At 72.4% G+C, this 13635-nt stretch carries 12 protein-coding genes; 3 read left to right on the top strand and 9 right to left on the bottom strand.

All coding sequences use genetic code 11. The features are described from left to right. Positions 1–122: 122 nt before the first annotated feature. Positions 123–1721: a PucR family transcriptional regulator gene (locus ACFV9M_RS33890; protein WP_385074907.1), complete on the top strand. Its 1599-nt coding sequence runs from the start codon at positions 123–125 to the stop codon at positions 1719–1721. An 88-nt stretch (positions 1722–1809) separates the two neighbouring features. Here the strand turns inward: ACFV9M_RS33890 and ACFV9M_RS33885 are convergent, their stop codons facing one another. From ACFV9M_RS33885 to ACFV9M_RS33855, 7 genes are all read right to left on the bottom strand, one after another. Next, positions 1810–2289 (bottom strand): hypothetical protein, encoded by a 480-nt coding sequence (locus ACFV9M_RS33885; RefSeq protein WP_385074904.1) that lies wholly within the window; start codon positions 2287–2289, stop codon positions 1810–1812. Between the two features lie 172 nt (positions 2290–2461). Continuing rightward, positions 2462–3895 carry an NAD(P)/FAD-dependent oxidoreductase gene (locus ACFV9M_RS33880; RefSeq protein ID WP_385074902.1) on the bottom strand — a complete coding sequence of 478 codons (1434 nt, stop codon included), beginning with the start codon at positions 3893–3895 and terminating at the stop codon, positions 2462–2464. Between the two features lie 23 nt (positions 3896–3918). Continuing rightward, a complete protein-coding gene (locus ACFV9M_RS33875) occupies positions 3919–4719 on the bottom strand; it encodes an ABC transporter permease (protein ID WP_385074899.1) in 801 nt (266 codons plus the stop codon). After that, positions 4720–5649, bottom strand: a complete 930-nt coding sequence (locus ACFV9M_RS33870; RefSeq protein ID WP_385074896.1) for an ABC transporter permease — start codon at positions 5647–5649, stop codon at positions 4720–4722. It lies immediately after the preceding gene. Next, positions 5649–6806: an ABC transporter ATP-binding protein gene (locus ACFV9M_RS33865; protein ID WP_385074893.1), complete on the bottom strand. Its 1158-nt coding sequence runs from the start codon at positions 6804–6806 to the stop codon at positions 5649–5651. The genes ACFV9M_RS33870 and ACFV9M_RS33865 overlap by 1 nt, the downstream gene beginning before the upstream one ends. Beyond that, positions 6803–8050: a PotD/PotF family extracellular solute-binding protein gene (locus ACFV9M_RS33860; RefSeq protein WP_385074890.1), complete on the bottom strand. Its 1248-nt coding sequence runs from the start codon at positions 8048–8050 to the stop codon at positions 6803–6805. The genes ACFV9M_RS33865 and ACFV9M_RS33860 overlap by 4 nt, the downstream gene beginning before the upstream one ends. A 53-nt stretch (positions 8051–8103) precedes the next feature. Continuing rightward, on the bottom strand, positions 8104–9645 hold the full coding sequence (locus tag ACFV9M_RS33855; RefSeq protein ID WP_385074887.1) for a gamma-aminobutyraldehyde dehydrogenase: 1542 nt from the start codon (positions 9643–9645) through the stop codon (positions 8104–8106). A 212-nt stretch (positions 9646–9857) separates the two neighbouring features. Here ACFV9M_RS33855 and ACFV9M_RS33850 point away from each other — a divergent pair, with 212 nt between their 5' ends. Further along, positions 9858–10415, top strand: a complete 558-nt coding sequence (locus ACFV9M_RS33850) for an NADAR family protein (protein WP_385074883.1) — start codon at positions 9858–9860, stop codon at positions 10413–10415. 30 nt (positions 10416–10445) lie between these two features. Here the strand turns inward: ACFV9M_RS33850 and ACFV9M_RS33845 are convergent, their stop codons facing one another. Continuing rightward, a complete protein-coding gene (locus ACFV9M_RS33845) occupies positions 10446–11426 on the bottom strand; it encodes a hypothetical protein (RefSeq protein WP_385074880.1) in 981 nt (326 codons plus the stop codon). A gap of 107 nt (positions 11427–11533) precedes the next feature. After that, entirely contained in the window at positions 11534–12406 is an 873-nt protein-coding gene (locus tag ACFV9M_RS33840) for a GNAT family N-acetyltransferase (protein ID WP_385074915.1), read from the bottom strand. Between the two features lie 320 nt (positions 12407–12726). Between ACFV9M_RS33840 and ACFV9M_RS33835 the strand changes: the two genes are divergently transcribed. Beyond that, positions 12727–13314 carry a hypothetical protein gene (locus tag ACFV9M_RS33835; RefSeq protein WP_385074877.1) on the top strand — a complete coding sequence of 196 codons (588 nt, stop codon included), beginning with the start codon at positions 12727–12729 and terminating at the stop codon, positions 13312–13314. Positions 13315–13635 lie beyond the last annotated feature (321 nt).

The raw sequence follows: 13635 nt of genomic DNA, 5'->3' as shown, positions 1-13635 counted from the left end.
CGACGCGGAGGATTCCGCAGGGGATCACGCGCACGACGCGGGGGTCCTCGCACATCGCGGAGGATCCCCGCACGGCGCGGAGGATCCCCCGCCGACGACCGCCCCCCAGACCTGAAGGCCCCATGCCCCCGACGCTCGCCTCGCTCGTCCACCACTCCGCGCTGAAGCTGACCGTGCGGGCGGGCGAGGACCGCCTGGACGTCCCGGTGCGCTGGGCCCACGTCAGTGAGCTGGCCGATCCCGTGCCGTACATGGAGGGCGGGGAGCTGCTGCTGATCACCGCGCTGAAACTGGACGCGGAGGACCCCCAGGCCATGCGGCGCTACGTGAAGCGGCTGGCCGGGGCGGGCGTGGTGGGGCTCGGCTTCGCCGTCGGCGTCGCCTACGAGGAGACCCCGAAGGCACTCGTGGACGCCGCCGAGGAGGTGGGCATGCCGCTGCTGGAGGTGCCCCGCCGCACGCCCTTCCTCGCGATCAGCAAGGCGGTGTCGGCGGCGATCGCGGCCGACCAGTACCGGGCGGTGACGGCCGGGTTCGCGGCGCAGCGCGAGCTGACCAGGCAGGCGCTGACGGACGGGCCCGAGGGGCTGCTGGCCTCGCTCGCCACCCAGGTCGACGGGTGGGCCGCGCTGTACGACGCCTCGGGAGCCGTCGTCGCGGCCGCGCCGGAGTGGGCGGCGCGGCGCGCGGCGCGGCTCACGGCCGAGGTGGAACGGCTGCGGGAGCGGCCGGCGCCCGCCTCGGTGGTGGCGGGCGGGCCGGAGCTCTCCGACCACGACGACCGGGTCGAACTGCACTCCCTGGGCACCGGCCGCCGGCCGCGCGCGGCCCTCGCGGTCGGCACGGCGTCGGCGCTCGGCACGGCGGAGCGGTACGCGGTGCACTCGGCGATCGCCCTGCTCACCCTCACCACGGAACGCTCCCGCTCGCTGCACGCGGCCGAGCAGCGCATCGGCGCGGCGGTGCTGCGCATGCTCCTGGCGGGCGAGCCGGACCACGCCCGGGCGGTCGCCGGGGATCTGTACGGCCCTCTGCTCGACGCCCCCTTCCGGGTGATCGTGGCCGAGCCGGCGCACGCGCGCGCGGCGGCCGGCGCCGGGGAGACGGCCGGGGACCTCGCGGAGGTCGTGGAGTCGGCGGCCGCCCGGTCCGGGGAGGCCGTGCTGGTCGTGCCCGAGGGCGACCGGCTGGTGGCGCTGGCCGCGGACGGCGGCGCGACGGTGGCGGCGTGCGTGCGGTACGCGACCGCGCTGGAGAACGCCCGGTCCTCGGCGGGCGGGCGCGACGGCGACGACGACGAGCCGGTCGTCGGCCTGTCCGCGCCGTCCGGCCCGACCGCCGCGGCCGGGGCGTACAAGCAGGCCGAGCAGGCCCTGTCCGTGGCCCGCCGCCGCGGCCGGGTCCTCGTCGAGCACGAGCAGCTCGCGGCGGGCTCGGTGCTCCCCCTCCTCGCGGACGACGCGGTCAGGGCCTTCGCGGACGGTCTGCTGCGCTCCCTCCACGAACACGACGCGACCGGCCGGGGCGACCTGGTCGCCTCCCTGCGTGCCTGGCTCTCCCGCCACGGCCAGTGGGACGCCGCGGCGGCCGACCTGGGCGTCCACCGCCACACCCTCCGCTACCGCATGCGCCGCGTGGAGGAGATCCTCGGCCGCTCCCTGGACGACCCGGACGTACGGATGGAACTGTGGCTGGCCCTGAAGGCGACGGCCGCGGAGTAGCCGGCCGAGGCGGGCGGCCCCGTCGAGGCCGACGGCACGGGCGACCGGCCGGGGCAGGCGGCCGGCCGCGCCGACGGGCCGGGGTGGTTCACGTGAGCGGGCCCTCCGGCGTGGGGCCCGGCGTCCGGCCTCCCGCCGGGCCCGCCGCCGCCTCGTGCATGGCCAGTTCGAGGAGGGCCGGGTCGGTCAGGGTGCCGGAGCCGTCCGGGGGGACGAGCCAGCGGACGGTGCCGGTCGTACGGCCCGGGCAGGGCACGACGATCCAGGTGCCGGCCCCGGCCGTACGGACACCGGTGCCGATCCAGCGGGCGGCCGTCCCCGGCGGGACGAGGAAGCCCAGCCGGTCGTCGCCGAAGCCGGCCATGACCGGGCCGGGCCGGTCGAGGATGCGGGTGAGCACGTCGAGGGTGGGAATGCCGAGCCCGCCCGGCAGGATGAGTACGTCCCATGCCTTGCCCGCGGGCAGCAGGGCGACCCCCAGGGGGTCGCGCTCCCATTCCCGGCGGCAGGCCCCGGGATCCGGTGCGACGGATGCCAGCCATACGACGGCCGTCTTCGCCCCAGCCATGAGGAGACCTCCCTTGTCTCGCGTGGACGCGTTCGCGTCACGAGGGAGAGGGAGGTCCCCGGTGGGCATTACGCGGGTTGCGGCCACCCGTTGGGGTGAACCGGCCCACCGCGCGGCGGCGGCCGGAGCCGCACCGCGCCGGTGGCCGGAGCCGTACCCGCGCCGGTGGCCGTCAGCTGTCGAAGCCGAGCCCCAGCCGGTCCATCGTCCGCAGCCACAGGTTGCGCCGCCCGCCGTGCGCGTCCGCCCTCGCCAGCGACCACTTGGTGAGGGCGATGCCGGTCCAGGCGAAGGGCTCGGGCGGGAAGGGCAGCGGCTTCCTGCGGACCATCTCCAGGGAGGTGCGCTCGGTGGTCTCCCCCGCCAGCAGGTCCAGCATCACCTCGGCGCCGAACCGGGTGGCGCCGACGCCGAGCCCCGTGTACCCGGCGGCGTAGGCGACCCGGCCCTGGTGGGCCGTGCCGAAGAACGCCGAGAAGCGCGAGCAGGTGTCGATCGCACCGCCCCACGCGTGGGTGAAGCGGACGCCCTCCAGCTGCGGGAAGCAGGTGAAGAAGTGCCCGGCGAGCTTGGCGTAGGTCTCCGGCCGGTCGTCGTACTCGGCGCGCACCCGGCCGCCGTAGGGGTAGATCGCGTCGTAGCCGCCCCACAGGATCCGGTTGTCGGCGGACAGCCGGAAGTAGTGGAACTGGTTGGCCGAGTCGCCGAGCCCCTGCCGGTTCTTCCAGCCGATCGACGCCAGCCGGTCGGCCGACAGCGGTTCGGTCATCAGGGCGTAGTCGTAGACCGGGACGGTATACGCCCGCACCCGTCGGACCAGGCTCGGGAAGATGTTGGTGCCGAGCGCGATCTGCCGGGCGCGGACCCGGCCGTACGGGGTGCGGACGGCGAGGCCGGCGCCGTACGGCTTCAGCGTCAGCGCGGGCGTGTGCTCGTGGACGCGGACGCCGAGGCGGACGCAGGCCCGCTTCAGGCCCCAGGCGAGTTTCGCGGGGTGCAGCATGGCCACGCCCCGGCGGTCGTACAGACCGGCCTCGAAGGTCGGGGAGTCCACCTGCTCGCGGACGGCGTCGGCGTCGAGGAACTCGACCCCGCCGGCCAGACCCCGGCGTTGAAGATCCTCGTACCAGTCCCGCAGTTCCCACGCCTGGTAGGTCTCGGTGGCGACGTCGATCTCGCCGGTGCGCTCGAAGTCGCAGTCGATGCCGTGCCGGGCGATCGCCGCCTCGATCTCGTCGAGGTTGCGCTCGCCGAGCTCCTGGAGCCGGTGGATCTCGTCCGGCCAGCGGGCGAGCCCGTTGGCCAGACCGTGGGTGAGGGAGGCCGCGCAGAAGCCTCCGTTGCGGCCCGAGGCGGCCCAGCCCACCTCGCGGCCCTCCAGCAGCACCACGTCCCGCCGGGGGTCGCGCTCCTTGGCGATCAGCGCGGTCCACAGACCGCTGTAGCCGCCGCCCACGACCAGCAGGTCGCAGGTCTCGGCGCCGGTGAGCGCGGGCTCCGGGCGGGGCCTGCCGGGATCTTCCAGCCAGTACGGGACCGGCTGGGCTTCGGAAAGGGACTTCGTCCAATCGGTGTTATTGCCACTGCTCATGGCGCTCGGGGCCATGATTTCAACTCCCTACGGGGGTTTTATTCCTTCTGCCTGTTGCGGCGGTTGCCGACGGCCATGGAGGCCAGCACCAGCAGGACGGCGACGAGGAACATCGCCGTGCCGATGACGTTGATCTGCACGGGCGTTCCGCGCTGTGCCGAGCCCCAGACGAACATGGGGAAGGTGACGGTCGAGCCCGCGTTGAAGTTGGTGATGATGAAATCGTCGAAGGAGAGCGCGAAGGCGAGCAGCGCGCCCGCGGCGATCCCGGGGGCCGCGATCGGCAGGGTGACGCGCCAGAACGTCTGGAACGGTCCGGCGTACAGGTCCTGCGCCGCCTGTTCCAGCCTCGGGTCCATGGACATGACGCGCGCCTTGACCGCCGTCACGACGAAGCTGAGGCAGAACATGATGTGGGCGATCAGGATCGTCCAGAAGCCGAGCTGGGCGCCCATGTTGAGGAACAGGGTGAGCAGCGAGGCCGCCATGACGACCTCGGGCATCGCCATGGGCAGGAAGATCAGCGAGTTCACGGCGCCGCGCGCGCGGAAGCGGTAGCGGACGAGCGCGAAGGCGATCAGCGCGCCGAGGACGGTGGCGCCGAGCGTCGCCCAGAAGGCGATCTGGAGGCTGAGCGACAGCGAGCCGCACATCCCGGCGACGCCGCAGGGGTCCCGCCAGGCGTCCGTGGAGAACTGCTGCCACGCGTAGTTGAAGCGCCCCTTCGGCTTGTTGAAGGAGAACACGGTGACGACGACGTTCGGCAGCAGGAGGTAGGCGAGTGTCAGGAGTCCCGCGAGGACGACGAGGTTTCTCCTGAACCAGGTGACGAAGGGCATCTAGACCAGGTCCTCCGTCCCGGACCGGCGGATGTAGAAGGTGACCACGAGGAGGATCGCCGCCATGAGGATGAAGGACAGGGCCGCCGCCGTCGGATAGTCCAGGACCCGCAGGAACTGGGTCTGGATGACGTTGCCGATCATGCGGGTGTCGGTGGAGCCGAGGAGTTCGGCGTTGACGTAGTCGCCGGCCGCCGGGATGAAGGTCAGCAGTGTGCCGGAGACCACGCCCGGCATGGACAGCGGGAAGGTGACCTTCCGGAAGGTCGTGAGGGGCTTGGCGTACAGGTCGCCGGCCGCCTCGTGCAGCCGTCCGTCGATGCGCTCCAGCGAGGTGTACAGCGGCAGGATCATGAACGGCAGGAAGTTGTACGTCAGACCGCACACCACCGCCAGCGGGGTGGCCAGCACCCGGTCGCCGGAGGTCCAGCCGAGCCAGCCGCTGACGTCCAGGACGTGCAGCGCGTCGAGCGCGCCGACCACCGGGCCGCCGTCCGAGAGGATCGTCTTCCAGGCGAGGGTGCGGATCAGGAAGCTGGTGAAGAACGGCGCGATCACCAGGATCATGATCAGGTTGCGCCAGCGTCCCGCGCGGAAGGCGATCAGGTACGCCAGCGGGTAGCCGAGCACCAGGCACAGCACGGTCGCGGCGGCCGCGTAGGCCACCGAGCGCAGGAACTGCGGCCAGTACGCGCCGAGCGCGTCCCAGTAGGTCGCGAGGTGCCAGGTGACCTTGTAGCCCTCCTCCAGGGAGCCCGTCTGCACGGACGTGGAGGCCTGGTAGACCATCGGCAGCGCGAAGAACACGACCAGCCAGAGCAGGCCGGGCAGCAGCAGCCAGTACGGCGTCCAGCGCCCGCGCCGGCGGGGCGGCTCCGCCTGCGCGGGTGCCGGGGAGAGCGGCGGGGGCGCCTCGGTGAGCGTCGCCATCAGAGCGCCGCCTCTTCCTCGGTGCCGGCGTCGATGTCCTGGGCGGCGTCCAGACCGAAGGTGTGGGCGGGGTTCCAGTGCAGGACGACCTCGGCACCGGGGGCGAGGCGGGCGTCGCGGTCGACGTTCTGGACGTAGACCTCGAACTCGGGGCAGACCGAGCTGTCGACGACGTACTGCGTGGAGACGCCGATGAACGACGTGGCGGCGATCGTGCCGGTGATGCGGTTGCGGCCCTCGGGGACCTCGCCCGCGTCGTCGGCGTGGGTGAGGGAGATCTTCTCGGGGCGGACGCCGACCAGGACCTTGCCGCCGGTCGTCGTGGGCGCGGAACATCGCGCCTCGGGCAGCACCAGCTTGCCGTCCCCCGCCTTGAGCACGAGGTCGTCACCGCTGCGGGAGTCGATCTCGGCCTCGATGAGGTTGGAGGTGCCGAGGAAGTTGGCGACGAACGTCGTCCCGGGGTTCTCGTAGAGGTCGGCGGGCGAGCCGAGCTGCTCGACGCGGCCCGCGTTCATCACGGCGACCGTGTCGGCCATGGTCATGGCCTCCTCCTGGTCGTGCGTGACGTGGACGAAGGTGATGCCGACCTCGGTCTGGATGCGCTTGAGCTCCAGCTGCATCTGGCGGCGCAGCTTGAGGTCGAGGGCGCCGAGGGGCTCGTCGAGGAGGAGCACCTTGGGGTGGTTGATCAGCGCGCGGGCGACGGCCACCCGCTGCTGCTGGCCGCCGGAGAGCTGGTGCGGCTTCTTGCGCGCCTGCTCGCCGAGCTGCACCAGGTCGAGCATCTCCTCGACCTGCTTCTTCACCGACTTGATGCCGCGTCGGCGCAGGCCGAAGGCGACGTTCTCGAAGATGTCGAGGTGCGGGAAGAGGGCGTAGGACTGGAAGACGGTGTTCACCGGCCGCTTGTAGGGCGGCAGCGCCGTCACGTCCTGGTCGCCGAGGTGCACGGTGCCGGAGGAAGGTTCCTCCAGTCCGGCGATCATGCGCAGCGTGGTGGTCTTGCCGCAGCCGGAGGCGCCGAGCAGGGCGAAGAAGGAGCCCTGCGGGACGGTCAGGTCGAGCGGGTGGACGGCGGTGAAGGAGCCGTAGGTCTTGCTGATGCCGGAGAGGCGGACGTCGCCGCCGCTGTCTGTGGTCTTCATCGTCGTCACGCCCCAGTGAGCTTCGCGAACTTCTCTTCGTAGGCCGTCTCTTCCTTCGAGCTCAGGGAGCGGAAGGCGTGGGACTTGGCCTGCATGGCCTGGTCGGGGATGATCAGCGGGTTGTTCGCCGCATCCGCGTCGATCTTCGCGAGCTCGGCCCGCACACCGTCGACGGGACAGACGTAGTTGATGTAGGCGGCGAGCTCGGCCGCGGGCCGCGGCTCGTAGTAGTAGTCGATGAGCCGCTCGGCGTTCGTCTTGTGCCGCGCCTTGTTGGGGATCAGCAGGTTGTCGCTGGACGTCATGTAGCCGCTGTCGGGGATGACGAAGTCGACGTCGGGGCTGTCCGCCTTGAGCTGTACGACGTCGCCGGCCCAGGCGATGCAGGCGGCGAAGTCGCCGCTGGAGATGTCCGAGGTGTAGTCGTTGCCGGTGAAGCGGCGGATCTGGCCGCTGTCCACGGCCTTCTGGAGGCGGGCGATCGCCGCGTCGTAGTCGTCGTCGGTGAAGTCCGCCGGGTCCTTGCCCATGTCGAGCAGCGTCATGCCGACGCTGTCGCGCATCTCGGTGAGGAAGCCGACGCGGCCCTTGAGCTTCGGGTTGTCGAGCAGGTCGGAGACCGACGTCACCTCGACGCCGTCGAGGGCCTTCTTGTTGTAGGCGATGACGGTCGAGATGCCCTGCCAGGGGTACGAGTAGGCGCGTCCCGGGTCCCAGTCGGGGCTGCGGAACTGGCTCGACAGGTTGGCGTAGGCGTGCGGCAGGTGGGACGGGTCCAGTTTCTGGACCCAGCCCAGGCGGATGAGGCGGGCGGCGAGCCAGTCGGTGAGGACGACGAGGTCGCGGCCGGTGTCCTGGCCCGCGGCGAGCTGCGGCTTGATCTTGCCGAAGAACTCGTTGTTGTCGTTGACGTCCTCGGTGTACGTGACCTTGATGCCGGTCCTCTTGGTGAACGCCTCCAGCGTGGGGTGGTGCTTGCCGCTGTCGTCGACGTCCATGTACTCGGTCCAGTTGGAGAAGCTGACGGTCTTCTCCTTCGCCGAGTGGTCCTCGGCGGACGTGCCGCCCTCGGTCCTGCCGGCCGCGGGGATCCCGCAGGCGCCGAGCGTGCCGGCGCCGCCCAGCGCCAGGGCGCCGCCCGCGGAGGCGCGCAGCAGTGACCGGCGGGTCAGGGCCGCCCTGCCGTTGCGGAGGCTGCGCCGCACGGCGGCCGTCTGGGCCGGTGTCAGGCGGTCTGGCTCATACTGCTCCATGCGCGTGGTGCCCTTTCGGGAGGTCGGCCGTGGTCGGCGGCCGGTCGTGGCTATCAGTCCCCGAAGACGGTGCGGTGCCAGGCCTTTCGGGCCACCGCGGTGTTATCGAACATAACGTGCTTGATCTGTGTGTACTCCTCGAACGAATACGCTGACATGTCCTTGCCGAAGCCGGACGCCTTGTATCCGCCGTGGGGCATCTCGCTGATGATCGGAATGTGGTCGTTGACCCACACGCACCCGGCCTTGATCTCGCGCGTCGCCCGGTTCGCCCGGTAGACGTCCCGGCTCCACGCGGAGGCGGCCAGACCGTACGGCGTGTCGTTGGCCAGCCGGATCCCCTCGTCGTCGCTGTCGAAGGGCAGCACGACCAGGACCGGGCCGAAGATCTCGGCCTGCACGACCTCGCTGTCCTGCGCCGCGTCCGCGATCAGAGTGGGGAGATAGTACGCGCCGTTCTCGAGCTCTCCCCGGGGGGCCTCGCCTCCGGTCACCACGCGCGCGTAGGCGCGCGCCCGGTCGACGACGGCGGCCACCCGGTCGCGCTGGACGTGCGAGATCAGCGGCCCCAGGTCGGTGCCCGGGGCGAACGGGTCCCCGAGCCGGACGGTCTCCATGAGCGCGGCGGTCCGCTCCACGAACGCCTCGTACAGGGGCCGCTGCACGTACGCGCGCGTGGCGGCGGTGCAGTCCTGCCCGGTGTTGATGAGGGCGCCCGCGACGGCACCGTGGACGGCCGCCTCCAGGTCGGCGTCGTCGAAGACGACGAACGGGGCCTTCCCGCCGAGTTCCAGGTGCAGCCGCTTGACCGTGGCGGTGGCGATCTCGGCGACACGCCGGCCGACGGCGGTGGAACCGGTGAACGACGTCATGGCCACGTCCGGATGGCCGACGAGGTGCTCACCCGCCTCCCTCCCGGTCCCGGTGACGATGTTGACGACCCCGTCCGGGATGCCGGCGTCGGTGGCGGCCCGCGCGAACAGCAGCGAGGTCAGCGGGGTGAGCTCGGCGGGCTTGAGCACGACGGTGTTGCCCGCGGCGATCGCCGGCAGGATCTTCCACGCGGCCATCTGCAGCGGGTAGTTCCAGGGTGCGATGGAGCCGACGACCCCGATGGGCTCGCGCCGTACGTACGAGGTGTGGTCCCCGGAGTACTCCCCCGCGGACTGTCCCGCCAGATGCCGGGCCGCGCCCGCGAAGAAGGCGGTGTTGTCGATGGTGCCCGGGACGTCGAACTCCCGGGTCAGCTTGAGCGGCTTGCCGCACTGCAGGGACTCGGCGCGGGCGAAGTCCTCCGCGCGCTCGGCGAGCACGGCGGCGAAGCGGTGCAGGGCGTCGGAGCGCTCGCCCGGGGTGGCGCCCGCCCACGCGGGGAAGGCGGCGCGGGCGGCCGCGACGGCCTCGTCGACGTCGGCGGTGGAGGCGAGGCCGTAGGAGTACACCTCTTCCCCCGAGGACGGATCGACCACGGCGTGGGTGCGCCCGGACGTTCCTTTCCTGAGGCTCCCCGCGATGTACTGGGCGCCCTCCGCGAAGCGTTCCTGCGCGGGGAACCGGCCGGACCGGTCCGGGGTGGCGGTGCCCGGGTTCTGCATGTCGCTCTCCTCCGCCTTCGCCCCGCTTCTCCGCGAGGCGGGGTGGCGTAGCTCCAGCTCGATTTGAGTGCCGATCCTGACAGAGCTACCCCACACCAACAAGTGATTCCGTTGTTGCCTTTTGGTTACGCGACGGAATCTGTCGACCAGGTGTCGAGTCGAGCCGGAAAAGGAGGGACGGACTGTCCGTGGCGCGTGCCACAGTGGCGTGCATGACGGAGATCGATTCCTGGGAGTCCCTGGTCACCGAGGTCCGTGCGGGGGCGCGCGTCAGGTACGTCCACTTCTGGGGCCACCGGCCGCAGCCCGACGGCCGGGTCGGCGCGAGCTGCCTGAGCCAGTGGTGGCCGTCCCCGTTCACGGTGGACGGGACGACCTACGCGACGGCCGAGCACTGGATGATGGCCGGCAAGGCCCGCCTCTTCGGCGACCCGGAGGCGGAGCGGCGGGCACTGGCCGCCGAGCACCCCGCCCAGGCCAAGAAGGCCGGGCGTCTGGTCCGCGGCTTCGACGAGACGGCCTGGGAGCGGGAGCGGTTCGGGATCGTCGTCGAGGGCAGCGTCCACAAGTTCTCGGCCCACCCCGAGCTGCGCGAGTTCCTGCTGCGCACGGGCGGGAGGGTCCTGGTGGAGGCGAGCCCCGTCGACCGGGTGTGGGGCATCGGCCTCGCCGCGGACGACGAGGCCGCCGCCGATCCGCGGCGGTGGAGAGGCCCGAACCTGCTGGGGTTCGCGCTGATGGAGGCGCGCAGGCGCCTGCGGGGCGCGTGAGGCGCCTGCGGGGCGCGTGAGGCGTCCGCCTCAGGGAGCCACGAGCACCAGGACCAGCATCCCGATCCCGAGGACGACTCCGGCCGCGCCGCAGATGATGCCGGCCAGTGCCTGCCCGCCGTTCGAGGCCTGGCCGCGGTTCGCCTTGCCGCGCCCGATCGCGCCGAAGACGACCGCGAGGATCCCCATCACGATGGCGGCCGGCCACATGCAGAACCCGCCGACCGCCACGATGCCCAGCACCATGGCGGCGACGCCCGTCCCGTTCTCCATCGGGCGCATCGCGGACCAGCCGTAGTAGCCCGGCGCACCGCCGTGACCGCCCGGCACGCCGTAGCCGGTCGGGGCGCCGCCGTAGCCCGGTGTGCCGCCGTAACCGGCCGGGGCGGCGAAGTAACCGCCCGGTGCGCCGCCGTACGCGGCGGGGCCGGGGTGTCCGAGGTCACCGGGATACCCGTACGGGACCTGCCCCGGGCCGTCCGGCGCGATCGGCGGCGGAGGCACGGCTCCGTCCTGGGGGACGGCGAAGGGGTTCTGCGGCGCAGGCACGGCGGCCCCGTCCCGCGGGCTCGCGAAGGGACTCGGCGACGCGGGCACGGAGGTCTGGGGCACGGCGGCCCCGTCCCGCGGGCTCGCGAAGGGACTCGGCGGCGCAGGCACGGCAGCCCCGTCCTGCGGGCTCGCGAAGGGGTTCTGCGGCGCAGGCGCGGCGGTCCGGGGCACGGTGGCAGGGGTCGGCGGCGGGCCGGAGGGCTGGGGTTCCGCGGGCAGTGAGGTGACCGTGAGCTGGTCGTGCACGGGCGGGGGCGGTGTCCGGTCCTCGCCCTTGTCCAGCGACACCTCGGTCCGCGCGTCCTGCGGACCGGCGTCCACGGGGCCCGCGTACTGCGGCCCTTCCTCCCCCTCGGGGACGGACCCGGGCGCGGCCCAGGGATCCCGTCCTCCGTCCCGGTCCGTGCCCTCTCCGCCCGTACCCTCCGGCACGTGCGGCCTCGACGCGTCGTCGGACATGGCGCGGCCCCCCTCTGTCGTACGTGCCGCCATGCTAAGGCCCCGGGGGCCGGGCAGTCTTAGCCGGCGGTCCGGGCTGAGTTTCTGCCGCAGCGTTTTTCGTGCGGTCAAACACTCCTCCGGTTGACGAAGCCGAGGGATACCAACCCCTCGGCCGCGCACAGCCGGTCGGAGGCGCCGCCGACCTCGGTCTGGAGCAACTGAGAGGCGGCGCCGTGCTGGTGTCCCCAGTGCATCGCCGCCCGCCACAGCGCCCGCCCGTAGCCACGGCCGCGATGCTGCGGCAGGACGCCGAAGTATTGCGGCAGCAGCCGCACCCTCCCGGCCGCGTCGCCCATCGTCTCCATGGGCCCGATCGCGCCAGCCACCTGACCGTCCTGCAGGACGGTCAGGACCGGTCCGACCGCCCCGGCCCCCATCTGCGCGTACAGGAGCGCGAAGCCGTCGTCGGCCATCGGCGCCGCGAAGTCCGCGAACCGCTCGGGCTCGTCGAGCTGCTTGTACTCGACCACCGGGACGTGCGGGGCCTCGCCGGGCCCGTCGGCGAACTCCTTGAGCTGCACGCGTGTCCCGACGCCACGGGCGTACGCCTCGGGCTGCTCCGGGCCGAGGAACCATACGATGCGAGCCTTCCTCGCGCCGTGGACCCCGGCGAGCTTGCGCGCCAGGTCGGCACCGACCGACAGGCCGTCGGCGGCCGTACCGTACACGTGGACCTTCACCACGCCCCCGGCCCGCTCGGCGAGCGTGGGGATCAGCGTCAGCCTACGGTCGTGCTCGATGGCGTCGGCCATGACGCGTTCGGTCTTCGTGTCGGACCATCGCTGGTCCTTGTCCCAAGGCAGGAAGCGGTCGGTACCGGCGTTCTCGACGACCGCCTCAAAGAGGTCGCGCAGCGGGTCGTCCCAGCGGGCGGGGCCGAGGGTGGGCACGTACGGCACGGGCATCACGGGCTCAAGCAGGTCCCAGGAGAAGCGCATGCGCCGCACGCTACCCACCTTCCACCAATGCCGCAGGCCCCCGCTCGTGTTGCCGCCGGGGCCTGCGTTCACCGCCCGATCAGTCGCCCGCGCCTAGTGCGGGTTGTCGTCGCCGGCGGCGCACGAGCACTTCGCGCTGTCCATCACGGTGTCCATGTCGGCGATGCCGGTGATCCGGGTCACCGAAGCCGCCGCCGCCAGGACCGGCCGCGTCAGGTAGGGCAGGCCTCCCTCGGACGGACCGTCGCCCGGGAGCGGGCGCCGCGGCGAGATCTCGACTGGAGAACGACCTGCCGCCGGCGACCCGCACCCTGTCCAACATGAGCCGGCAGAGCGTGGACTTGGGCAAGCCGCGGGAAGCCGTCCGCCTGGCCAAGCTCGCCTCCCAGCACGCCGCCTCCTGGTCCGCTCCCCCGCGCGTGAACGCCCTGCTGGCCATCCGTGCCGCGCAGGGCTACTCCCGCGCCCGCGACGAGCTGAACGCATCCACCACGATCAGGCGGGCGTGGCGTTATTTCGACCAGGGGCCCAGCGACCGCGATCCCGAATGGGTCTTCTTCCTCAATGAGGCCGAACTCGTGTGCCTGGAGGGCATGTGCCGCTCCGATCTCGGGCAGTACCGGCGAGCGGTCAAGCTCCTGGAGCGCTCCGCGACACTCCAGGACATCGAGCACAGCCGCAACCGGGGCATGTGCCTGGCCCGCCTCGCCACGGCGGCCGTCGAGGACCGGGACCTGGACCGCAGCGTCAGCGCGGCCCGGGAGTCCCTGCGCCTCATCGACGGCGGCCAGTCCTCCACGCGCAATCGGCTGCAGCTCGTCGTCGTACGGGACAGCCTGACCCCGTACGGCAGCCGTGACAGCGAGGCCCGTGACACGATCGAGCTGCTGAACCAGCGCATCGCCTGAGGGGAGCCGGCATGCCCGTCACCGGGAGCCTGACCGTGCAGCTTCACAACCCGGAAGAAGCCGCGGAGCGGGCGTGGTGGGCTTCCCTGGGCGACGCCCGGCCCGCCGGGGCCGGGCCGTACCTTTACTCTCCGGCACTACCCGATCCGTGATGACGCGCGCTCAGCCGGATGGTCCGGGCAGTCCGGATGGTCCGGGCAGTCCGGGACAGGTTCGGCTCCACTCCACGCTCCCTGTCACCCCCTTCCGCCCCCTCCACCCGTGCCGGGCCCCGCGCCCACCCGTCCGCCCACGCCACGCGCCCCCGCCTCCCACGCCCCG

It is taken from the genome of Streptomyces sp. NPDC059895, from assembly GCF_042731035.1.
Taxonomy (GTDB): domain Bacteria; phylum Actinomycetota; class Actinomycetes; order Streptomycetales; family Streptomycetaceae; genus Streptomyces.
The sequence above is the reverse complement of the archived record's forward strand: the minus strand, read 5'-3'. Positions and strand labels throughout refer to the sequence as shown.

Bases quoted from the DNA above. Each gene is read 5' to 3' on its own strand.
- ACFV9M_RS33890 (WP_385074907.1), top strand. From the start codon at position 123: ATGCCCCCGACGCTCGCCTCGCTCGTCCACCACTCCGCGCTGAAGCTG.
- ACFV9M_RS33885 (WP_385074904.1), bottom strand. From the start codon at position 2,289: ATGGCTGGGGCGAAGACGGCCGTCGTATGGCTGGCATCCGTCGCACCG.
- ACFV9M_RS33880 (WP_385074902.1), bottom strand. From the start codon at position 3,895: ATGGCCCCGAGCGCCATGAGCAGTGGCAATAACACCGATTGGACGAAG.
- ACFV9M_RS33875 (WP_385074899.1), bottom strand. From the start codon at position 4,719: ATGCCCTTCGTCACCTGGTTCAGGAGAAACCTCGTCGTCCTCGCGGGA.
- ACFV9M_RS33870 (WP_385074896.1), bottom strand. From the start codon at position 5,649: ATGGCGACGCTCACCGAGGCGCCCCCGCCGCTCTCCCCGGCACCCGCG.
- ACFV9M_RS33860 (WP_385074890.1), bottom strand. From the start codon at position 8,050: ATGGAGCAGTATGAGCCAGACCGCCTGACACCGGCCCAGACGGCCGCC.
- ACFV9M_RS33855 (WP_385074887.1), bottom strand. From the start codon at position 9,645: ATGCAGAACCCGGGCACCGCCACCCCGGACCGGTCCGGCCGGTTCCCC.
- ACFV9M_RS33850 (WP_385074883.1), top strand. From the start codon at position 9,858: ATGACGGAGATCGATTCCTGGGAGTCCCTGGTCACCGAGGTCCGTGCG.
- ACFV9M_RS33845 (WP_385074880.1), bottom strand. From the start codon at position 11,426: ATGTCCGACGACGCGTCGAGGCCGCACGTGCCGGAGGGTACGGGCGGA.
- ACFV9M_RS33840 (WP_385074915.1), bottom strand. From the start codon at position 12,406: ATGCGCTTCTCCTGGGACCTGCTTGAGCCCGTGATGCCCGTGCCGTAC.
- ACFV9M_RS33835 (WP_385074877.1), top strand. From the start codon at position 12,727: ATGAGCCGGCAGAGCGTGGACTTGGGCAAGCCGCGGGAAGCCGTCCGC.